Genomic DNA, 21,962 nt, shown 5'->3' with positions numbered 1-21,962 from the left:
CTACGTCACTGAAGAGCCCCTGCGCTGATACGTTGAACCCCATGAGCCATCCCCGCGTAGAGCCTTGGTGATGGTGGACCTGTCCCGCCCGGACCTTCCGCTTCCGAGCGCAGCCATCGCCGAACCCACCCGTCACGAACCCGATGCGGGCGGGCATTTCGGCGTGTACGGCGGCCGCTACGTTGCCGAAGCCTTGATGGCGGTGATCGAAGAGGTCACCGCCGCCTACGAGAAGGAACGCGTCAACCAGGACTTCCTGGACACCCTGGATCATCTGCAGGCGCATTACGCCGGGCGGCCGTCGCCACTGTATGAGGCGCCACGGCTCTCCGAGCAGGCCGGCGCCCGCCTCTTCCTCAAGCGAGAAGACCTGAACCACACCGGTTCTCACAAGATCAACAACGTGCTCGGTCAGGCGTTGCTGGCCCAGCGCATGGGCAAGAAGCGGGTGATCGCCGAGACCGGGGCCGGTCAGCACGGCGTGGCGACCGCCACCGCGTGCGCCTTGCTCGGCCTGGACTGCGTGATCTACATGGGCGCCGTGGACACCGAGCGTCAGGCGCTCAACGTGGCACGGATGCGGTTGCTGGGAGCCACAGTCGTCTCCGTCCAGAGCGGTTCGAAGACGCTCAAGGATGCCATCAACGAAGCGTTCCGGGATTGGGTTACCAATGCCGACAACACCTTCTACTGCTTCGGCACCGCGGCCGGGCCGCATCCGTTTCCCGCCATGGTGCGCGATTTTCAGCGCATCATCGGCCTCGAAGCGCGCGCCCAGATCCAGTCCCAGGCGGGCCGGCTGCCCGACGCGGTGGTGGCCTGCATCGGTGGCGGATCCAACGCGATCGGAATCTTCCACCCGTTCCTCGACGATCCCGGCGTGCGGCTGATCGGATTCGAGGCGGCCGGCGACGGCGTCGAAACCGGAAGGCACGCCGCGACCTTCAGCGGCGGTTCGCCCGGGGCATTTCAGGGATCGTTCTCCTACCTGCTGCAGGACGAGGACGGTCAGACCATCGAATCCCATTCCATCTCAGCGGGTCTCGATTATCCGGGGGTGGGCCCAGAACATGCGTGGCTGCGCGAGACCGGACGCGCCGAGTACCACCCCATCACCGACTCCGAGGCGATGGATGCGTTCGGCATCCTGTGCCGCACCGAAGGAATCATCCCGGCCATCGAATCCGCACACGCGGTGGCCGGGGCGCTGAAGTTGGGTCCCGAGTTGGGCCAGGGCGCGATCATCGTGGTGAACCTGTCCGGGCGCGGGGACAAGGACGTCGAGACGGCCGCGAAGTGGTTCGGGCTGTTGGGATCCAGCGACCGATGACCGTCAAGCAGAGCGAAACGAGCAGGCTCGAGCCGATCTTCGACGTGTGCCGCAAGGACAGTCGTGCGGCGCTGATCGGTTATCTGCCTACCGGCTACCCGGATGTGCCGACGTCCGTGGACGGGATGATCGCCTTGGTCGAATCGGGTTGCGACATCGTCGAAGTCGGGGTGCCGTATTCGGATCCCGGCATGGACGGCCCGACCATCGCCAAGGCCACCGAGGCCGCGCTGCACGCCGGCGTGCGCATCCGCGACACCCTGGCCGCGGTCGAGGCGATCAGTGCGGCCGGCGGGCATGCCGTGGTGATGACCTACTGGAACCCCGTGTTGCGCTATGGAATTGACGCTTTCGCCCGCGACCTGGCATCGGCCGGCGGATACGGCCTGATCACTCCCGATCTCATCCCCGACGAAGCCGGGCGGTGGCTGGAGGTGTCCGAGGAGCATCGGTTGGACCGGATTTTTCTGGTGGCGCCGTCATCGACGCCGCAGCGCTTGGCGATGACGGTCGAGGCGTCGCGCGGATTCGTCTACGCGGCGTCGACGATGGGTGTGACGGGAGCGCGTGACGCGGTGTCGCATGCCGCACCCGAGTTGGTGGGCAGGGTCAAGGAGATATCGGACATCCCCGTCGGTGTCGGGCTGGGAGTGCGCTCGCGAGAGCAAGCCGCTGAGATCGGCGGCTACGCCGACGGTGTCATTGTCGGTTCCGCGCTGGTGTCGGCGCTGGGAGACGGGGGTTTGACGGCATTGCGTGCACTGACTGAGGAACTCGCCGCCGGTGTCCGTCAAAGGGCGGCCGCGTCGTGACCACGTTGCTCGCCTATTTTCCGAGCCCGCCGCAGGGTGTCTGGCACCTGGGGCCGCTGCCCATCCGGGCGTACGCGCTGTTCATCATCGCCGGCATTGTCGCCGCCCTGCTGATCGGCGACCGGCGCTGGGAGGCGCGCGGCGGTGAGCGCGGCGTGATCTACGACATCGCGCTGTGGACCGTGCCGTTCGGGTTGATTGGTGGTCGGCTCTATCACCTGGCCACTGACTGGCGAACCTATTGGGGTCCGGGAGGCGCCGGACTCGGGGCGGCCATACGGATCTGGGACGGCGGCCTGGGCATCTGGGGCGCGGTGGCGCTCGGCGCCGTCGGCGCATGGATCGGGTGCCGCCGGCACGGCATTCCGCTGCCGGCCTTCGCTGATGCGCTCGCCCCGGGAGTCATTTTGGCGCAGGCCATCGGTCGGCTCGGCAACTACTTCAACCAGGAACTCTACGGCCGCGAAACCACACTGCCGTGGGGTCTGGAGATCTTCTACCGCCGAGACCGTTCGGGATATCTCGACCCGCATTTGCTGGACGGCGTCTCCACGGGCCAGGTGGCACTCGTCGTGCAGCCGACGTTCCTGTACGAATTGATCTGGAACGTCCTGATTTTCGTCGCTTTGATCTATGCGGACCGGCGACTCACGCTGGGGCACGGCCGGCTGTTCGCGCTCTATGTGGCCGGCTACTGCGTCGGGCGCTTCTGTGTGGAGTTGCTGCGCGACGACACCGCCACCCATATCGCGGGCATCCGGATCAACTCGTTCACATCGACTTTCGTGTTCATCGGAGCCGTGGTGTACCTCATGGCGGCGCCCAGGGGCCGCGAAGATCCCGAGAGCCTGTGCGGAAACCACTACGCTGACGAGGAATACGCGGAACCTGAGCCCGCCGATGAGCCCGCGACCGTTGCGGCGGCGACGGCCGCTGCGGGTGCGGCGGGCGCGGCGGCCGGCGCTGCTGATGCGCCGACCGAATCGGCTTCGGCGGGAACCGCCGAAGCCGCCGACACGGCAGCCGAAGAATCGGAATCCGAAGAGCCGGAAACGGTCCGGGCGGAGGCACTCGCCGAGGACGAGGCCGAGGCCGAGGCCAAAGAGTCCAGGGACGCGGCGGTAGCCGACGAGGCAAAGGCCGAGGAATCCGAGGCCGGCGAGCTCGAAGTCGGGGAGCCGCAAGCCGAAGGCGAACAACCCGAAACTGACGAGCCCGCCGCCGAAAAGACCTCGGATCAACCAGGCACCCGGCGGCGATGGGGCTCGCGGCTGCGGAACCGACTGTCGGGCCGCTAGCCGCGACTGTGCCGGGATTTCACGCGGCGGGGCGCGATGCGTCTGGCATGCTGGGAGACTGTGACCAACGCAAGGTCAGCCGTTCGGTGATGCAACCTCATCCGCTCGCGCAGGCCGGCCCGCACGGCCTGCGTCGTCGTCTCGGCTACCTCGGCGCCGGGACGGGCCTCGCGGTGGGCGGCGCGCTCGGCTATGTCGGACTGGCCGACCCGCACAACCCCGCTTCCATCTATCCGCCGTGTCCATTCAAGTGGCTCACCGGCTGGAATTGCCCGTTCTGCGGCGGGCTGCGGATGACGCATGACGTGGTGCACGGTGACCTGGCGGCCGCCCTCCACGACAACGTCTTTGTGCTGGTCGGGATCCCGCTGCTGGCCGCGTGGCTGCTGGTTCGCCGCGCCCGCGGCAAATCATCCTTCTCGCGCCCGGCGTTGCTGACGGTCGTGGTCGCGACGATCGGATGGACGATTCTGCGTAACCTGCCCGCCTTTCCGTTGATTCCAACCGTTCTTGGTGGCTAAGAGCACACTGCCCGGCGGCGTTATGTGCGGGCCGTGGGGGTTGCACGCGACTATGCTGGGTCGGCGTGAGTAGACGCGGAAAGATCGTCTGCACCCTTGGGCCTGCGACCAATTCGGACGAGTTGATTCTGGCGCTGGTTGAGGCCGGTATGGACGTCGCCCGGTTGAACTTCAGCCACGGTGATTACGCCGATCACAAAGCCGCCTACGAACGGGTTCGGGTCGCCTCCGACGCCACCGGGCGCGCCGTCGGTGTGCTCGCCGATTTGCAGGGCCCCAAGATCAGGCTGGGGCGCTTCGCCACCGGTCCCACTTACTGGGCCGACGGTGAAACGGTCCGGATCACCGTCGCCGACTGCGAAGGCAGCCACGACCGGGTGTCGACCACCTACAAAAAACTGACCGAGGACGCCGAGGTCGGTGACCGGGTGCTGGTCGACGACGGCAAGGTCTGCCTGGTGGTCGACGCCATCGATGGCGACGACGTCGTCTGCACGGTCGTCGAGGGTGGCCCGGTGAGCAACAACAAGGGCATCTCGCTGCCCGGGATGAACGTCTCCGCACCGGCCTTGTCGGAGAAGGACATCGAGGACCTCGCCTTCGCGCTGGACCTCGGTGTCGACCTGGTGGCTCTCTCGTTCGTGCGTTCGCCGGCCGACGTCGAGTTGGTGCACGAGGTGATGGACCGGGTCGGCCGCCGGGTGCCGGTGATCGCCAAGCTGGAAAAGCCGGAAGCCGTCGACAATCTGGAAGCCATCGTGCTGGCCTTCGACGCGATCATGGTGGCGCGCGGCGACCTCGGTGTCGAGCTGCCCCTGGAAGAGGTTCCGTTGGTGCAGAAGCGGGCCATCCAGATGGCCCGGGAGAACGCGAAACCGGTCATCGTGGCCACCCAGATGCTCGATTCGATGATCGAGAACTCACGGCCGACCCGCGCGGAGGCCTCCGACGTCGCCAACGCCGTCCTCGACGGCACCGACGCGGTGATGCTGTCCGGGGAGACCTCGGTGGGTAAGTATCCGCTGGCGGCCGTGCGGACCATGTCACGCATCATCTGCGCGGTCGAGGACAATTCCACGGCGGCCCCGCCGCTGACGCACGTGCCACGCACCAAACGCGGGGTGATCTCGTATGCGGCCCGCGATATCGGCGAGCGCCTCGACGCCAAGGCGCTGGTCGCCTTCACCCAGTCCGGGGACACGGTCAAGCGACTCGCCCGCCTGCACACCCCGCTGCCGTTGCTGGCCTTCACCGCGTGGCCGGAGGTGCGCAGCCAGCTGGCCATGACCTGGGGCACCGAGACGTTCATCGTCGCGATGATGACCTCCACCGACGGCATGATCCGCCAGGTCGACAAGTCGCTGCTGGAACTCGGTCGCTACAAGCGTGGTGACCTGGTGGTCATCGTCGCCGGGGCGCCACCTGGCACAGTAGGGTCAACCAACCTGATCCACGTCCACCGGATCGGGGAGGACGACGTCTGACGAGCCGTCCGGCGACGACGCAGGCCGCGTGGCGGCGTGGGGAGGAGACGGGCACATTCAGTCCACAGGAGAGCCCGTGCCGGCCGGCAGTGAGCCGAACACCACGTCCGACTTCGCGGAACTGCTGGCGACACTCGACCTTCACCGTCTCTCCGATGACCTGTTCATCGGCTCGCATCCCAGCAAGAACCCGATGCGAACGTTCGGTGGTCAGCTCATGTCGCAGTCATTCGTCGCGAGCAGCCGGAGCCTGGTCCGCGACGACCTGCCGCCGAGCGCGCTGTCGATGCATTTCATCAACGGCGGCGACACCGACAAGGACATCGAATACCGCGTGACGCGGCTGCGTGACGAGCGGCGGTTCGCCAACCGGCGCGTCGACGCGATGCAAGACGGTACGTTGCTGTGCTCGGCGATGATCTCCTACATGGCCGGAGGCCGCGGCCTCGAGCACGGTATCGATCCGCCTCAGGTGGCCGAACCGCACACGCAGCCTTCGATCAGCGAACTGTTGCGCGGCTACGAAGAGACCGTCCCGCACTTCGTGAACGCCCTGCAGCCCATCGAATGGCGCTACACCAACGACCCGTCGTGGGTGATGCGGACGAAAGGGGATCGGCTGCCGCACAACCGGGTCTGGGTCAAGGCTCTGGGAGAGGTTCCCGACGACCCGGTATTGCACACCGCAACAATGGTGTACTCCTCGGACACCACGGTGTTGGACTCCGTCATCACCACGCACGGTCTTTCCTGGGGATTCGACCGCATTTTCGCTGCGTCCGCCAACCATTCCATGTGGTTTCACCGGCAGGTCAACTTCAACGACTGGGTCTTGTACTCGACGTCGTCGCCGGTGGCGGCGGATTCGCGCGGGCTGGGCGCCGGACACTTCTTCGATCAGTCCGGGCAACCGCTTGCCACCGTGGTGCAAGAGGGCGTGCTGAAGTACTTCCCGCCGTCGCGCCGGTAAGCCGTTACGCAATAGCCGCAGGATATCCGCCCGAATCTCTCCGATATCGCCCTGATCGGGCGTAACTTTGACGTAGCCGGGTAGTCGGTGCAGAGGCGGCGGACACGCCGCCCAGCTGTTATCAGCGCATCGGGAGGTGAGTGTGAACGGGCCGGTGGTGGACGTCACAGCGAGACCTCGCGCGCGCGAACGTGTTGTCGTTTCGGCCGATTCGCTGGCGGTCCGCTTGATCGGTGCCCTGGCGCTGCTCTGCGCGACGTCCTGGTTCATCGAGATACTCGCTCGTCACCACAGCAATCCGAACGGGCATTTCGCCGATCGGCTGGCCTGGTCGCTGACGGTTCTTGCCGCGGTGGCGTGGATCGCGCGCGGCATCTTCCTGGGCCGCCCGGTGACGACGATGCATGCCTTTGCGGCCGCGTCTTTCGTGTTGGCGGGGTTGGGCCTGCATGTGTTGTCCTTCGATCTGCTCGGTGACGTCGTGATCGCCAGCTCGGGCATGGTGTTGATGTGGCCGATGCCCTCGCACCCGCGGCCCGCCGACCTGCCGCGTATCTGGAAACTGATCAACGTGACCAGCGATGACGCATTGGCGCCGTTCACCATGCAGACCGGCAAGAGTTACCACTTCACCGCCGACGGCACCGCGGCGCTGGCTTACCGGACACGGATGGGAATCGCCGTGGTCAGCGGTGACCCCATCGGTGCCGAGGAACACTTCGGCGAACTGGTCGCCGATTTCGCCGCCACGTGTCATGCCCACGGATGGCGCATCGCGGTGGTGGGGTGCGGCGAGCGCCGCCTCAACCTGTGGAGCGACACGGCGGTATTGGGACAATCGCTGCGAGCCATACCCATTGGGCGCGATGTGGTCGTCGACGTGTCGGGCTTCGACATGGTGGGCCGCAAGTTCCGCAACCTGCGCCAGGCGGTGCAGCGCACCCATAACTGCGGCGTCACAACGGAAATCGTGGCCGAGCAGGGACTGGACGAACGGCTGCTGGGCGAGCTGACCGAGGTGGTGCGGGAATCGTCGAAAGGGGCGCGGGCCGACCGCGGATTCCACATGAACCTCGATGGCGTGCTGGAGGGCCGCTTTCCCGGAATTCAGCTGATCATCGCCAGGGACGCCGCGGGAACGGTGCAGGCGTTTCACCGGTACGCCACGGCCGGCGGCGGCAGCGACATTACCCTCGACGTCCCGTGGCGCCGCCGTGGGGCCCCCAACGGACTCGACGAGCGGCTCAGCGTCGACATGATCATGGCCGGTAAAGACAGTGGGGCACAGCGGGTATCGCTCGCGTTCGCCGCATTTCCCGAGATCTTCGACGACAAGAACCGCGGCTGGACCCAGCGCGTCTTCTACCGGCTGATCCACGTCCTCGACCCGCTGATCGCGCTGGAGTCGTTGTACCGGTATGTGCGCAAGTGGCATGCCCTCGACGCGCGGCGCTACGCGCTGATCTCCATGACGCAGATCGTCCCGCTGTTGTTCGTGCTGCTGTCGCTGGAGTTCATGCCGCGCCGACGACATCTCTGAACACCAGCACCGTGATCGGACCGCTTCCGTGCTACGAGCCCTGATCGACGCGTAGTTCGTCGCAGCCGATTCCCTTGCCCAGGTGGTGAGTAGCCACCACCACCGTGCGTTCGGGGGACAGCAGCCGGGAATCCGGCGCCAACAGGTCGCGGAGGATCTGCTCGGCGTCGGTGACATCGAGATGTTCGGTGGGTTCATCGAGCAGCACGATCCGCGCGGGTGAGATCACCACCCTGGCCAGCAGTAGGCGCCTGCGCTGCCCCGCCGAAAGGGCTTGCGCGCCACCGGTAAGCACCGTGGCCAAGCCCTCGGGCAAACCGGCGAGCCACGAGCCGAGCCCGACCGTGTCCAGGGCCGCGGTGAGTTCGTCGTCTCGGCAGTCGCCGCGGGCGACCAGCAGGTTGTCTCGGATGGTGGTGGCGAATACGTGCGCGTCCTCCGCGAAAAACCCGATGGCGCGGCGCAAATCGACTTCGTCGAACTGAGTCAAGGCGGTGCCGTCGAGCAGTACCTGCCCGCGCAGTGGCGGCAGCAAGCCGGCGAGCGTCATCAGCAGGGTCGTCTTCCCGGAACCGCTGGCGCCGGTGACGGCCAGCCGCGTGCCCGCCGGCAGGTCCAGCGCGATGCGGGTCGAGCCCGCGCCGCCGTGGTGACCGGAGCGAACGTCGGCGGATAACCGGCCGGTGCCGAGCGGCCTCGGCGCTGTCTGCGCCGTGTGCCCGGACTCACGCGGGGTTTCGGCCGCGGCCAGCTCGAGCAACCGGCGCGCGGCGATCCGCGACCGCGTCAACTGCACGGCCGCGGCCGGTAGCGGCGTCATCGCCTCGAAGGCGGACAACGGCAGCAACATCAGCACGGCCAGTGTGGTGGGCGCGACCGCGTGCGCCAACCCGATCCCGGCCACCACCGCGCCCAGCACGCTGGCCCCGATGGCCGCGGTGGGCATCGCCTCGGCGATGGCGGCCGGTTTGGCCGCGGCGTCCAGGGCATCACCCCAAGCGCGTTGGCGACGTTGCGATTCGGCGATGACATCGGGAAGCAGGCCGGCGACACGAAGCTCGGGCGCATGTTCGAGAGCGATCATTGCCGAGGTGTCGCGCTCGGAATGGTGTTGCCGCGCAATGTCTTCCTGGGTCGCGGCGGCCCGGCCGGCCAGGCGGGGCGCGACGAAACCGGCGATCAGCAGGCAGATCGCCAGTACGGCGGCCGCCGCCGGTGAGATGGCGGCGACCACCGCGGTGGCCGCCAGCGCCAGCACCGCCGCGACGCCGATCGGCACCAGGGCGCGCACCAAGACGTTGGCCAGTTCGTCGACGTCGGCGCCCACCCGGGCCACCAGTTCACCGCTGTGCAGCCGGACGGCGGCCGCCGCGGGCCCGCGCGCCAGCCGTTGGTAGACCTGCACCCGGGCGGTGCCGGCCGCGCGTAAGGCCGTGTCGTGGGTGACCAGGCGCTCGCAATAGTGCAGCACGGCCCGCGAGATCGCGAACATACGCACCGCGACCGCCGCGATCGACAGGTCCAGCACGGGCGGCATCTGCCACGCGCGGGTGATCAGCCACGCCGCAACACCGGTCAGCGCCAGCGCGCTGCCCAGCGACAGCACCCCGAGCGCGATCGCCGCCAGTACGCGGGGCAGCCGGGGACGCAGCAGGGCGGCGGCGGCGAGTAGGGGTTCGTGGCGGCGGCCCGCCGTGGTCGACGGAGACGTCGGATCAGACCGGGGCATAACGCACTCCACGGTCGGCGACCACGTCGACGACCTGGTCGCCGATGGCCAGCACCGGCTCGCGATGCCCGACCACGATCACGGTCGCACCGGCGCGGGCCCGCTCCACGATCGCCCGCAGGACACGTTCCTCGGTGTGGGCGTCCAGGTGCGCGGTCGGCTCGTCGAGCAACAGCACGGCGGCCGCCGATCCGAGCGCCCGCGCGAGGCCCAGCCGTTGCCGCTGCCCCAGGGACAGCCCGACCCCGCCGCGCCCGAGCAGGGTGCGCCCGCCCTCGGGAAGCTCCGCCAACACGGTGTCGAACCCGGAGACGGCACAAGCCTTTTCGATGTCCTCGAGCTCTCCGAGGAGCACCAGGTTGTCGTCGACGGTGCCCGGCACGAGCACCGGGCGCTGGGGCAGCCAGGACAGCTGCCCCCACCACCGGCTCGGCTCCAGGTCGGCGATGTCGACTCCGTCGACGGTGGCCCGGCCCGACGAGGGTGCGGTGATCCCGGCGATCGCTTGCAACGTGGTGCTTTTGCCGGCGCCGTTTCGCCCGGTCAGCACGGTCACCGCGCCGGGTTCGATCACCGCGTTCAGATCGCGTGGCGCCTGTCCGTCGCGGCCGGCGACGGTGAGATGTTCGAGGCGGATCCGTGCACCGCGCGCGGTGACGGTCTGGGTCCTGGGCTTGGACGGGGTCGGCTCGCCGATGAGGGCGAAGGCCTCGCCGGCGGCGGCCGTACCGTCTTGAGCGGCATGGAATTCCACGCCGATGCGGCGTAGTGGCCAGTACACGTCGGGCGCCAGCAACAACACCGTCAAACCCGCGGTCAGGGTCATCTCACCGAAAACCAGACGAAGGCCTATTCCGACGGCGATCAGCGCCACGCCCAGGGTGGCCAACAATTCGAGCACGAGAGCCGACAGGAAGGCGATCCGCAGCGTCGCCATAGCCGAGCGGCGGTGCGCGGCAGCGAGTTCGGCGATACGCTGTTCGGGGCCCGCGCTGCGTCCCAACGCCCGCAGGGTGGGGATGCCGGCGATCAGGTCCAGCAACCGGGCCTGCAGGGTGGTCATGGCGGCCAGCGCGGCCGCCGACCGGTCCCGGGTTGCCAGCCCGATCAGCACCATGAAGATCGGTATCAGCGGCAGCGTGATCGCCACGATCGCCGTCGATTTCAGGTCGTAGGCCGCGATCACCGCGACGGTGGCCGGCGTCAGGATCGCGGCGAGCAGCAACGTCGGCAGGTATCCGGTGAGGTAGGGACGCAGACCGTCCAGGCCGCGGGTGACCACCACCGCGGCGGTGTCGCGTTGCGCCGCGAGTTCACCCGGCTGCCTGGCGGTCACCGCGCGAAGTACCTGGCCGGACAGGTCGGCGATGACGGCGCTCGCTCCCCGCTGGCCCAGCCGGGCTTGAAACCAATGCGTCAGCGCGCGAACAACCCACAGTGCCAACAGGATTGACAGCGGCCCCAACCAGGCGCGCAGGCCGCCTGCGGAGGGGTCGCCGACGACTCGTGCGACGATGCTCCCCAACACGATCGCCGAGCCGATCGCGCAGGCGGAGATCAGTACCCCGCAGCCCACCGCGGCGACCAGATAGCGGCGCAGCGCCGTCGATGCCCGCCACAGTCTCGGGTCAAGTGGCGCTCGGCTCGCGCCGTCCTTACCGCTCAGGACGGGCGCCTAGCCAGACCGATGGGCGCCGGTATCCGGTCGGCCGAGATCCGTTGCCGGAAAATCCAGTACGACCACGCCTGATACACCACCGTCAGCGGGGCCATGAACGCCGTCACCCACGTCATGACCTTGAGCGTGTAGTGGGTCGAGGAGGCGTTGTAGATGGTCACACTCCACTGCTTGTTCAGCGTCGAGGGCACCAGGTTCGGATACAGCGAGCCGAAGAGCAGGATCACCACGGCCGCGACCACGAGCGCGATGCAGGTGAACGCCCAGCCGTCGGATGCGCGCCGCCACACCAGCAGTACCGCCGTCAGTTGCGCGACCACGGCCACGGCCAGCACCAGCCAGGTCCAGTCTTTGCCGTAAGCCAGTTGCGTCCAAAGCCCGAAGCCCGCAACGAGTCCGGTGACCGGAAGCGACAGCCACACGCCGAATCGGTATGCGTCGTCGCGGAGGGCGCCGGACGTCTTCAACGCGACGAACACCGCCCCGTACAGCAAGAACAGACCGGCGGTGGCCAGGCCGCCCAACACCGTGTAGGCGTTCAGCACATCGGTGATCGCGAGATGAATGTGGCCGTCGGCGTCCACCGGGAGTCCACGGACCAGGGCGGCAAACGCGACACCCCACAGGACGGCCGGCAGCCACGACCCGGCGGCGATGCCGAAATCGGCCCAGCCGCGCCATTTTGTGTCGTCGATCTTGCCGCGCCACTCGATCGCCACGGCCCGCACGATCATGCCGAACAGGATGGCCAACAGCGGCAGGTACAGCGTGGAGAACACGGTGGCGTACCAGCCGGGAAAGGCGGCGAACATGGCCGCGCCGCCGACGATCAGCCAAACCTCGTTGCCATCCCACACCGGCCCGATGGTGTTGAGGGCCGTGCGGCGCAACGGTTCGGCTTCACCGATGCCGACGCGCGCGAACGGCTCCATCAACATGCCCACGCCGAAGTCGAAGCCCTCGAGGACGAAGAAACCCAGGAACAGCACCCCGATGATGCCGAACCACACTTCCTGCAATCCCACTCCGATCAGCTCCTTTCGGCCTCGGTAAGCCCCGTCACGCCTCAGTAGGCGAAGGACAGCGGCGCCACCTCGTCGTCGCCGGGCGCGTGCGGGGGAGCGGGTTCCGCGTCGTGCTCCAGTGGACCTTCGACGGTGTAGCGCTTGAGCAGAAAGAACCAGAGGACCGCCAGCACCGCGTAGACGAGGGTGAAGGTCACCAGCGACGTGATGACCATGCCGGGCACGTGGTTCGAAACGCCTTCGCGGACGGTCATCCGGATCAACTGGTCGCCGGCCGGGTTCGGGGCCACCACCCATGGCTGGCGGCCCATCTCGGTGAACACCCATCCCGAGATGTTGGCCAGGAACGGCGTGGGAATGGTGAGTAGCGCGAACCCGGAAACCCAGCGGTTCTTGGGGGTTCGCCCGGCGCGGGTCAGCCACAGCACGGTCAGGGCGAACACCACGGGGATCACCAGGAATCCGATCATCAATCGGAAGGACCAGTAGGTGACGAACAGATTCGGCCGGTAGTCGTCGGGCCCGAAGCGGTACTGGTACTGCTGCTGCAGTTCGTTGACCCCTTGCAGCGTCACGCCGCTGAGCTTGCCTTCGGCCAGGAACGGCAGCACGTAAGGCACCTTGATCACTTCGGTGACGCTGCTGCAATTGTTGTGTGTGCCGATGGTCAGCACCGAGAAGTCTGGGTCGGTTGCGGTGCGGCACAACGCCTCCGCCGACGCCATCTTCATCGGCTGCTGGACGAACATCAGCTTGCCCTGGCGATCACCGGTGAAGAACAAACCCACAGCGGCGAGCAGCACCACCCCACATCCCAGGATCGCCGCGGGACGAAACATGGTGCGGGCCTCGGTTTCCGCGACGGGGGTGGTGGATCCGGGCGTGTGTGAGCGCACCATCCACCATGCGCTGACGGCGGCGACGAAAGCACCGGCGGTCAGCAGTGCTCCCGCCACCGTGTGTTGAAATGCCGCTTGGGCAGTGTTGTTGGACAGCAGCGCGAAAATGCTGTCCAGTTCCGCGCGCCGCGTCACCGGGTTGTAGTGCGCGCCGACCGGGTGCTGCATGAACGAGTTCGCCGCGATGATGAAGAACGCCGAGACGTTGACGCTGATCGCGACGATCCAGATGCAGGCCAGGTGTAACAGCTTCGGGAGCCGGCTCCAGCCGAAGATCCACAGGCCGATGAACGTCGATTCGAAGAAGAAGGCGAACAGCCCCTCCATCGCCAAAGGCGCGCCGAAGATGTCGCCGACGAACCGCGAGTACTCGCTCCAGTTCATGCCGAACTGAAACTCCTGGACGATGCCGGTCGCCACGCCGATGGCGAAGTTGATCAGGAACAGCTTGCCGAAGAATTTGGTCAGTCGATACCACGCGGTGTTGCCGGTAGCCACCCACGCCGTTTGCATGATGGCGATCAGCGGGGCCAAACCGATTGTGAGCGGCACGAAGATGAAGTGGTAGACGGTAGTTATACCGAACTGCCACCGCGAAATATCGACGACATTCATCTGTCATCTCCCGACTGCGGAGGCCCGATCAACGACTACGACAAAGTGTAGTAGATGTGCTGGCGCCTCCGCTACCGCCTCAGCTGTCGAGGGTGTTGGACGCCTTGCGGATGCCGAACGCCGAAATGATCTCGAAGACGCCGATCACCACGAACCACGCGCCCACCACGATCGCCAGGGTGACGATCGATTCGAACGGTGACGCCAGGACCACGATGCCGGCGAGCAGGCTCAGCAAGCCGAGGAAGATGCTCCAGCCCCGGCCCGGCAGGTGCGGATCGCTGACGGCCGAAATCGTCGTGGCGACACCGCGGAAGATGAACCCGATACCAATCCATATGGCCAGCAGCAGAATTGCGTATCCCTGACCGAAGTGGCGGAACGCCAGTAGCGCCAGGATCAGCGACGCGGCCCCGCTGATGAACAGCAGGACCCTGCTCCCCGCCGAGACATGCAGTGAGAACGCGAAGACGACTTGCGCGAGACCGGTGATGAGCAGATAAACACCGAAGGTGACGGCGGCGACCAGGATGGAAATTCCCGGCCACGCCAGCACCAGGACACCGAGGACGATCGACAGAATTCCCGACAGCAGAGCGGATTTCCACAAATGCGGCAGCAAGCTTGGAACGGGGTGGGTTCCAGGAGAGCCAGGGGAGATGGTCATGGCCGCAGTCTGACACAAACGCCGGCCTTGGTACAGGAAATTTGATCAGACGTGGGCGGTGCGTGGTCGCTCGGCGAGTAGGTCGGTGGGCTGTTCGCCCGCCTTGCGGCCGATGAGATACCAGGTGCGCATAGCGCCCTTGCCCTTGACCTCGATGAGGCCACGCTCCTGCAGGACGAAGTCGTTTTTGAGTCGCTCGTACATCGCCTCGGGCACCTGGATGCGGCCGACCGAATCGGTGGATTCCATCCGCGAGGCCAGATTGACCGCGTCTCCCCACACGTCGTAGAAGAAGCGGCGCGAACCGACGACACCGGCGACCACTGGTCCGCAGGCCATGCCCATCCGCAGCGGGACCGGGTCACCATGCGGATCCTTCAGTGCGGCCGCAACATTGGCCATGTCGAGTGCGAAATCGGCGAGGGCGGAGGCGTGATCCGGTCGCGCCCGCGGGACCCCGCTGACCACCATGTAGGAGTCGCCACTGACTTTGATCTTCTCCAGGCCGTGTTTGTCCACCAGCTCGTCGAACGCGCCGTAGAGCCGGTCCAAAAACCGGACCAGGTCGGCCGGGGTGGTGCTGCTGGCGCGTTCGGTGAACCCGACGATGTCGGCGAACAGCACGGAGGCCTCGTCGTATTTGTCGGCGATGACGTTGCGGGAAGAGCTTTTTAGCCGCTCGGCGATGCTGCCCGGCAACATGTTGGCCAGCAGCGCCTCCGACCGCTCGTACTCGGATTCCATCACCGCCTCGGCCCGCGCCGTGTCGCGCAGGGCGAACCACACCGCCACGAACACCATCACGAAGGCGGAGACGATGGTGACGACAAACATCATGGACTGAGCCCAGGCCGGTTCCAGACCGGTATTCCGGGGGACCAGGAACTCCAGTGCGATCACCAGGCCGGCCCCAATCGCCGCCAGGATCGCCGCCAACACGATGTGGTCGATGCCGAGCACCAGCACCACCAGGCTGGCCGCCACCAGGAAGAAAAACTGCGAGCCCGACGCCGTGCCCGCGTCCCAACCGCTGGAGAACAGTGAGACGTACGCCGCGCCGATGAAGGTCAGCGGCGCAACCAGCTCACCGAAGCGATGTAGCCACGGCACGGCGGCGAAAATCATCGCGGCGGCAGCGTTGACCGAGACGATCTGCCAGCGCCACGCTCCCGCAACCACTTGCAGGAGCACAAACGTTGCGCTGACGAGCACCGCCAGCCATGCGCTGACGTTCAGCACCCGGAATTGGCGCGCGGCACTGTCCGCGTAGTGCTGGTTGCGGGCGCGCGACTGGACCCGCACCGCGGCTACACAATCCGGGCGCTTTGACGAGCCATCTGGCCATCGCGGTGGGCCACCACAATTCTTGGCCGCCACGCCGCAAGCCTAACCGCCGAGCAGACAATTTGTCGGCAGTCGTGTCAATATTGCCGTTTTCGCCTCCGTAAGTTTCCCGAGTCTGATACGACATTTGTTATCGGGTAGTTATCGGGTTGACGAGCATTTCGGGTTCGGTTATTTAGCGCGTGGTCGACGCTGTGCGTGACACGTGTTCGCCTCGACTAAGGGGTGCCTGATGGCGGGTCTCAGAAGAGTCGCCCTTGCGTTGATGATTGCCCTGACCGCCGTGCTCGTGGACAGCTGTAGTGCCGCCTGTAGTGAGCCGAGCTGGCTGCTACGGGTGGCCGGCGATTCCATCGGCAACTACACCCCGGGCTCGGAGGTATCGGCCTCGGGCCAGGTATGCATCACCCGGTCATTCGGCGACTGAGGCGCCAGACTTGTGGATCGGTGCCCACGGTGGATTTGAGCTCACACCGGATGGGTTTTGAATCCGTCCCTCTCGATGTTTGGGCCCTCGTGCTGGAGCACGTGAGTGCGACCCTGGCAAGCGCGCGGCCATGATCGAGCTGCGCCGTACAGAGGTCGGCCGGTGCTTCCCACAGCATCCTCATCAGTTTTTCGCGCCGTTATCTGCTCTGGGCGGCGCGCCGCCAGGCGGCTTGGCGCAGCAGTCGTAATCCGTTGAGTCCGACAATGATCGTGGACCCTTCGTGCCCGGCAACCCCGAGCGGCAGCGGCAGGGTGCCGACGAGGTCCCAGAGCACCAGCGCCCCGATGAATGTGGTGGCGATGATCAGGTTGGCGACGACCACCTTGCGGGCGCGCCGTGACAACGCGATGACGGTGGGGATGGTGGTGAGGTCGTCGCGCACGATGACCGCGTCGGCGGTCTGCAAGGTGAGATCCGATCCCGCGCCGCCCATGGCGATCCCCGTGTGCGCGGCCGCTAGAGCGGGGGCGTCGTTGATGCCGTCGCCGATCACCGTGACTTTTTGTCCACCGGCCTGCAGCTGCCGCACCGCGCTGACTTTGTCGTCCGGCAGCAGCCCGGCACGGACATCGGTGATACCGAGCTGTGCGGCGACCTGGTCGGCGGTCGCCTGGTTGTCGCCGGTCAATAACACTGGTGCTGCGCGGGTCAGCCGCCGCGCCGCGATCACGGCGGCCGGCGCCTCGGGGCGCAGCTGGTCGGTGATGGCCAGGACGCCGACCGGCCGGCGTTCGCGGGTCACGACGACGGCGGTGTAGCCGCGGTCCTGCATCGCGTTGACCACCGCGGTCGCAGCCGGAGTTTCGGCGGTGTCGGGATCGGCCAGCAGGGTGTGCGGGGAGCCGACACTGACGGCTTGGCCGTCGATGCGGGCGGTGACACCGCGGCCGGGGTGCGCGGTGAACTCCTCGACGTCGGGTAGCTTCAATCCTCGGGTGCGGGCCGCGCCGACGACCGCTGCCGCCAGGGGGTGTTCGCTGGGGTGTTCGGCGGCCGCGGCGAGGGTCAGCAGCTCGTCATCACTCAAACTCGGGTCGAGACTGCGGATTTCGGCGATGCGGGGGGTGCCGCGGGTCAGCGTACCGGTCTTGTCGAAGGCGATTTGGGTGGTGGCGCCGAGTCGTTCCATCACGATGGCGGACTTGGCCAGCACGCCGTGGCGCCCGGCGTTGGCGATCGCAGCCAACAGTGGCGGCATGGTAGCCAGCACCACTGCGCACGGTGAGGCCACGATCATGAATGTCATCGCCCGCAGCAGCGCCCGCCGCAGCGGCTCGCCGGCCAGCAGCGGCACCACGAACACCGCGATCGTGGCGGCGACCATGCCGATCGAGTAGCGCTGTTCGACCTTTTCGACGAACAGTTGGGTGCGGGCCTTGGTGCGGCTGGCCTGCTCCACGAGGGTGGCGATACGGGCCACCACGGAATCTTCGGCGCGCCGGTCAACCCGGATCCGCAGCGCCCCGGTGCCGTTGAGGGTTCCCGCGAACACCTCGTCGCCGACGCTCTTGTCCACCGGCAGCGGCTCGCCGGTAATGGTGGCCTGATCGACCTCGCTGGCGCCGGCGACCACGGTGGCGTCGGCGCCGATGCGCTCGCCGGGCCGGACCACCAGCACATCACCCACAGCCAGGTCGGCAGCATTGACCGTTTCCTCGCCGCCGTCGTCGCTGGACCGGGTCACGGTCTCGGGCGCCAGATCGAGCAGCCCGCGCACCGAGTCCTCGGTGCGCGCGGTCGCAAGTGCTTCCAGCGCACCGGAGGTGGCGAAGATGACGATCAGCAGAGCGCCGTCGGTGATCTGCCCGATCGCTGCGGCCCCGATCGCGGCCGCCACCATCAGCAGGTCGACATCCAGGGTCTTGTCCCGCAGCGCCTGCAATCCCGCCAGGCCCGGCTCCCAGCCCCCGGCGGCGTAGCAGCCCAGGTACAGCACCCACCACACCCAGTGCGGCCCACCGGCCAACTGCACCAACAAGCCCGCCAGGAACAACCCCAACGCCGTTGCCGCCCAGCGCATTTCGGGAATCTTGAACAGCCGGGTCCGGCGCACGGGCAGCACCGCGGGGGTGGGCCGCGGGCGGGCCGGTGCGGGAGTGGGCGCGACCATCACTTACCTCCGAGACGACAACCAAAGGATGCCCACGATACCAGAAGGCATGAACACGTCTTCATGTATCCTAGGCTGGGATAGACTGTCGCGCTATGGGACACGGAGTCGAGGGCCGCGACCGGCCGACGGCTCGGCTGGATGCCAACGCCGCGACCCACGTCGCCACCACGTTGCAGGCATTGGCTACCCCGAGCCGGCTGCTGATCCTGACCGAATTGCGGCAGGGGCCGCTGGCGGTGACCGAGCTGGCCGCCGCGATCGGCATGGAGCAGTCGGCGGTGTCACACCAGCTGCGGTTGTTGCGCAACCTGGGCTTGGTCACCGGAACCCGATCGGGCCGCAGCATCGTTTACAGCCTTTATGACAACCACGTCGCCCAGCTGCTCGACGAGGCTATCTACCACAGTGAGCACTTGCGTCTGGGCCTATCGGATCTGGCCGAACCCGCGGGATAGCGGCGCCAAGTCCGCAACGACCGACCGCGCGCCCGCGCACGAGGTGGCCTGCCCGACACGTTGAGCGACCGGTTCGTTGAGCGGTCGCGAACCGAGTTCCTCAGTGCCCGTCCAGGTTTGGCCGCCGCGCGCGCTGCCGGCACTGCGAACGGATGCGTCCTGCGAGGCTGGGCCGAGGCGGCGGCCGTGCGGGCACGTGGTTCCGGACGATATGAACAAGATCGCGGACGCGGGGGGTTTCCTGGTGCCCTCGGTGAGATTCGAACTCACACTGGACGGGTTTTGAATCCGTTTCCTCTGCCAGTTGGGATACGAGGGCTTGCGGCCTCTTACCTTAGAGGCAGCCTCCCACCATAGAGGATTTGGTGTCCTCACCCGTCACACCGCCCCCGCGCTCGCTGGTCTGAGGCGTTCGCGACACAATGTCCGTCATGACAGGCCCCACGACCGACACCGACGCCGCTGTGCCGCGCCGGGTCCTGATCGCTGAAGACGAAGCGCTCATTCGACTGGATCTCGCCGAGATGCTCAGGGAGGAGGGCTACGACATCGTCGGTGAGGCAGGTGACGGACAGGAAGCCGTCGAGTTGGCCGAGCGCCATCAGCCGGACCTGGTGATCATGGATGTGAAAATGCCGCGCCGCGACGGCATCGACGCGGCCTCGGAGATAGCCGCCAAGCGCATCGCCCCGATCGTCATTTTGACCGCGTTCAGTCAGCGCGACCTGGTTGAGCGCGCCCGAGATGCCGGGGCGATGGCCTACCTGGTGAAGCCGTTCACCATCAGCGACCTGATCCCGGCCATTGAATTGGCCGTCAGCCGCTTCGGCGAGATCGCCCAGCTGGAACGCGAAGTGGCGACGCTGTCCGAGCGGTTGGAGACCCGCAAGCTCGTGGAACGCGCCAAGGGGCTGCTGCAGACCGAACAGGACATGACCGAGCCCGAGGCGTTCAAGTGGATTCAGCGGGCCGCCATGGACCGGCGGACCACGATGAAGCGAGTGGCCGAAGTCGTCCTGGAGACCCTCGGCCCCACTGACGAGTAGCTCTCGAGTGTGCGTGTTCGCACGACGACACGCCGTGAAAGCCGTACAACCGAACGCCCGCGGCGCTCGAAAACCCTAGCGGGCGACGATCACCGACGAGCCGTGCCCGAACAGGCCCTGGTTGGCCGTGATGCCGACCGTGGCGTTTTCCACCTGCCGGCCGGTGGCCTGACCGCGCAGTTGCCACGTCAGCTCGCAGACCTGAGCGATCGCCTGCGCGGGGATGGCCTCGCCGAAGCACGCCAGCCCGCCGGACGCGTTGACGGGAACCCTGCCGCCGATGGTGGTGGCACCGCTGCGCAGCAGCGCCTCGGCTTCACCCTTGGGGCACAGGCCCAGGTGCTCGTACCAGTCGAGTTCCAGCGCGGTGGACAGGTCGTAGACCTCGGCCAGGCTCACGTCCTCGGGCCCGATGCCCGCCTCGGCGTAGGCCGCGTCGAGGATGTGGTCTTTGAACGCCCGATCGGGTGCGGGCACCGCGGCGGTGGAATCCGTTGCGATATCGGGTAATTCGGGCAGGTGCTGCGGATAGTTCGGGGTGACCGTGCTGACCGCCCGCACCGACGGCACGCCGGCCAGCGAGCCGAGGTGTTCACGGGCGAACTTCGCACTGGCCACGATCAGGGCCGCCGCGCCGTCGGAGGTGGCGCAGATGTCCAGCAGGCGCAAGGGGTCGGCCACCACCGCGCTGGCCAGCACGTCCTCGACCGACACCTCCTTGCGGTACCGCGCATTCGGGTTCTGCAGGCCGTGTCGCGAGTTCTTGACCTTGACCTGGGCGAAATCCTGCAGCGTGGCACCGTAGAGGTCCATCCGCCGCCGCGCCAGCAGCGCGAAATACACGGGATTGGTGGCGCCGATCAGGTGGAAGCGCTGCCAGTCGGGATCGTTTTTGCGCTCACCGCCGACCGGGGCGAAAAAGCCCTTCGGCGTGGTGTCCGCGCCGATGACCAGGGCCACGTCGCAAAAGCCGGCCAGGATCTGGGCCCGGGCGCTCTGCAGCGCCTGCGAACCGCTGGCGCATGCGGCATAGCTCGAGCTGACCGGCACGCCATTCCACCCGAGTTTCTGGGCGAACGTCGCACCGGCGACGAATCCCGGGTAGCCGTTGCGGATGGTGTCCGCACCGGCCACCAACTGGACCTGGCGCCAGTCCAGGCCCGCTTCGTTCAGCGCGACCCGGGCGGCGGCCACCCCGTATTCGGTGAAGTCGTTGCCCCATTTGCCCCAGGGGTGCATCCCGGCGCCCAGGATGTACAGCGGTTCAGGCGCGCTCGTCGTCATTTGCGCCGCTCCTTCTCACCTTTGCCGATCGCATTGCCCTGTTCACCGTCGCCGGCGGAGGCGATCCTCCACGCGTGCACGATGCGCTGCACGCCGTCGTCGTCGGTGTAGAGCGGCATGGTGGTCAGTTCCATCTCCATGCCGACCTTCAAGTCGGCGGCCAGCGTGCCCTCGACCACCTTCCCCAGCACGATCAGGCCCTCGGCCGCCAGCTCCACGGCGGCGACGGCGAAGGGCTCAAAGGGATCCGGAGACGGGTAGGGCGGCGGTGGCGCATAACGGTTCTCGGTGTAGCTCCACAGCATTCCCCGCGTCGACAGGGCGACCGAATCCAGCGAGTCGCTGGCACAACCCGGGTTGGGGCAGTTGTTCTCGCGGGGCGGGAAGACGTAGGTACCGCACTGCGGGCATTTACCGCCGATCAGATGCGGAACACCGGCGTCTTCACTAGTGGAGTCGGTGGCGAACCATCCATCGACCGCCGGTTCTTGTCGGATGACTTCTGGCACCCGGCCAGCGTACCCAGCTCACGCATAAAACTGAAACGTGTTGCAGTTCTGCGGGCGGCGCGGTCGGGGCGCATGGCCCGTCACACCGGGTGCCTAAAGTGAGACCCGTGCCCGCCACGAAAACCGCTACCAAGCCCAGCGAGGAACAAACCA

General features: G+C 67.1%; 18 protein-coding genes, 1 tRNA gene and 1 pseudogene. 10 read left to right on the top strand and 10 right to left on the bottom strand.

Annotated elements, in window-relative coordinates:
* Nucleotides 1-67: 67 nt before the first annotated feature.
* The 7 genes from trpB to EPN51_RS15790 all read left to right on the top strand — a co-directional run bounded on the left by trpB (nucleotide 68) and on the right by EPN51_RS15790 (nucleotide 7,955).
* Entirely contained in the window at nucleotides 68-1,330 is a 1,263-nt protein-coding gene (trpB, locus tag EPN51_RS15820) for a tryptophan synthase subunit beta (RefSeq protein WP_293044229.1), read from the top strand.
* Nucleotides 1,327-2,142, top strand: coding sequence for a tryptophan synthase subunit alpha (gene trpA, locus EPN51_RS15815; RefSeq protein ID WP_293044227.1), 816 nt, complete (start codon nucleotides 1,327-1,329; stop codon nucleotides 2,140-2,142). Before trpB ends, trpA begins: the two co-directional genes overlap by 4 nt.
* Nucleotides 2,139-3,440, top strand: a complete 1,302-nt coding sequence (locus EPN51_RS15810; protein ID WP_293044225.1) for a prolipoprotein diacylglyceryl transferase — start codon at nucleotides 2,139-2,141, stop codon at nucleotides 3,438-3,440. Before trpA ends, EPN51_RS15810 begins: the two co-directional genes overlap by 4 nt.
* A gap of 89 nt (nucleotides 3,441-3,529) precedes the next feature.
* Nucleotides 3,530-3,961, top strand: coding sequence for a DUF2752 domain-containing protein (locus tag EPN51_RS15805; protein ID WP_293044345.1), 432 nt, complete (start codon nucleotides 3,530-3,532; stop codon nucleotides 3,959-3,961).
* A 65-nt stretch (nucleotides 3,962-4,026) separates the two neighbouring features.
* On the top strand, nucleotides 4,027-5,445 hold the full coding sequence (pyk, locus tag EPN51_RS15800) for a pyruvate kinase (protein ID WP_293044223.1): 1,419 nt from the start codon (nucleotides 4,027-4,029) through the stop codon (nucleotides 5,443-5,445).
* A gap of 76 nt (nucleotides 5,446-5,521) precedes the next feature.
* The gene (locus EPN51_RS15795) at nucleotides 5,522-6,415 is read left to right on the top strand and encodes an acyl-CoA thioesterase II (RefSeq protein WP_293044221.1); all 894 of its coding nucleotides are present in this window, start codon (nucleotides 5,522-5,524) and stop codon (nucleotides 6,413-6,415) included.
* 142 nt (nucleotides 6,416-6,557) lie between these two features.
* Nucleotides 6,558-7,955: a phosphatidylglycerol lysyltransferase domain-containing protein gene (locus tag EPN51_RS15790; protein ID WP_293044219.1), complete on the top strand. Its 1,398-nt coding sequence runs from the start codon at nucleotides 6,558-6,560 to the stop codon at nucleotides 7,953-7,955.
* On the opposite strand, the pseudogene cydC reads toward EPN51_RS15790, so the two are convergent.
* The 6 genes and pseudogenes from cydC to EPN51_RS15760 form a co-directional block, all read right to left on the bottom strand.
* A pseudogene (gene cydC, locus EPN51_RS15785) lies at nucleotides 7,868-9,684 on the bottom strand (thiol reductant ABC exporter subunit CydC). The gene EPN51_RS15790 and the pseudogene cydC sit on opposite strands and share 88 nt — an antisense overlap.
* Entirely contained in the window at nucleotides 9,671-11,284 is a 1,614-nt protein-coding gene (gene cydD, locus EPN51_RS15780) for a thiol reductant ABC exporter subunit CydD (protein ID WP_293044344.1), read from the bottom strand. Before cydD ends, cydC begins: the two are co-directional and overlap by 14 nt.
* Nucleotides 11,285-11,346: 62 nt before the next feature.
* On the bottom strand, nucleotides 11,347-12,387 hold the full coding sequence (cydB, locus tag EPN51_RS15775) for a cytochrome d ubiquinol oxidase subunit II (protein ID WP_293044217.1): 1,041 nt from the start codon (nucleotides 12,385-12,387) through the stop codon (nucleotides 11,347-11,349).
* Nucleotides 12,388-12,428: 41 nt separating this feature from the next.
* Nucleotides 12,429-13,901 (bottom strand): cytochrome ubiquinol oxidase subunit I, encoded by a 1,473-nt coding sequence (locus EPN51_RS15770; protein WP_293044215.1) that lies wholly within the window; start codon nucleotides 13,899-13,901, stop codon nucleotides 12,429-12,431.
* A 79-nt stretch (nucleotides 13,902-13,980) separates the two neighbouring features.
* Nucleotides 13,981-14,568, bottom strand: a complete 588-nt coding sequence (locus EPN51_RS15765; protein ID WP_293044213.1) for an HdeD family acid-resistance protein — start codon at nucleotides 14,566-14,568, stop codon at nucleotides 13,981-13,983.
* A 45-nt stretch (nucleotides 14,569-14,613) separates the two neighbouring features.
* On the bottom strand, nucleotides 14,614-15,945 hold the full coding sequence (locus tag EPN51_RS15760) for an adenylate/guanylate cyclase domain-containing protein (RefSeq protein ID WP_293044211.1): 1,332 nt from the start codon (nucleotides 15,943-15,945) through the stop codon (nucleotides 14,614-14,616).
* A 199-nt stretch (nucleotides 15,946-16,144) separates the two neighbouring features.
* Here EPN51_RS15760 and EPN51_RS15755 point away from each other — a divergent pair, with 199 nt between their 5' ends.
* Nucleotides 16,145-16,339, top strand: coding sequence for a hypothetical protein (locus EPN51_RS15755; protein WP_293044209.1), 195 nt, complete (start codon nucleotides 16,145-16,147; stop codon nucleotides 16,337-16,339).
* A 199-nt stretch (nucleotides 16,340-16,538) separates the two neighbouring features.
* Here the strand turns inward: EPN51_RS15755 and EPN51_RS15750 are convergent, their stop codons facing one another.
* Nucleotides 16,539-18,512, bottom strand: coding sequence for a heavy metal translocating P-type ATPase (locus EPN51_RS15750; protein WP_293044207.1), 1,974 nt, complete (start codon nucleotides 18,510-18,512; stop codon nucleotides 16,539-16,541).
* 95 nt (nucleotides 18,513-18,607) lie between these two features.
* On the opposite strand from EPN51_RS15750, the gene EPN51_RS15745 reads away from it, so the two are divergent.
* Nucleotides 18,608-18,970 carry a metalloregulator ArsR/SmtB family transcription factor gene (locus EPN51_RS15745; protein ID WP_293044205.1) on the top strand — a complete coding sequence of 121 codons (363 nt, stop codon included), beginning with the start codon at nucleotides 18,608-18,610 and terminating at the stop codon, nucleotides 18,968-18,970.
* Nucleotides 18,971-19,212: 242 nt separating this feature from the next.
* Here EPN51_RS15745 and EPN51_RS15740 read toward each other — a convergent pair.
* Nucleotides 19,213-19,289, bottom strand: a tRNA-Leu gene (locus EPN51_RS15740).
* Between the two features lie 112 nt (nucleotides 19,290-19,401).
* Here EPN51_RS15740 and EPN51_RS15735 point away from each other — a divergent pair.
* On the top strand, nucleotides 19,402-20,016 hold the full coding sequence (locus EPN51_RS15735; RefSeq protein ID WP_293044203.1) for an ANTAR domain-containing response regulator: 615 nt from the start codon (nucleotides 19,402-19,404) through the stop codon (nucleotides 20,014-20,016).
* 75 nt (nucleotides 20,017-20,091) lie between these two features.
* On the opposite strand, the gene EPN51_RS15730 is transcribed toward EPN51_RS15735, so the two are convergent.
* On the bottom strand, nucleotides 20,092-21,300 hold the full coding sequence (locus EPN51_RS15730) for a lipid-transfer protein (protein WP_293044202.1): 1,209 nt from the start codon (nucleotides 21,298-21,300) through the stop codon (nucleotides 20,092-20,094).
* Nucleotides 21,297-21,809 carry an OB-fold domain-containing protein gene (locus tag EPN51_RS15725; RefSeq protein WP_293044200.1) on the bottom strand — a complete coding sequence of 171 codons (513 nt, stop codon included), beginning with the start codon at nucleotides 21,807-21,809 and terminating at the stop codon, nucleotides 21,297-21,299. The genes EPN51_RS15730 and EPN51_RS15725 overlap by 4 nt, the downstream gene beginning before the upstream one ends.
* Between the last annotated feature and the right edge of the window lie 153 nt (nucleotides 21,810-21,962).

It is taken from the genome of Mycobacterium sp., from assembly GCF_004298145.1.
GTDB lineage: Bacteria > Actinomycetota > Actinomycetes > Mycobacteriales > Mycobacteriaceae > Mycobacterium.
Note: the sequence above shows the minus strand (reverse complement) of the source record. Positions and strands in the feature narration are given on the sequence as shown.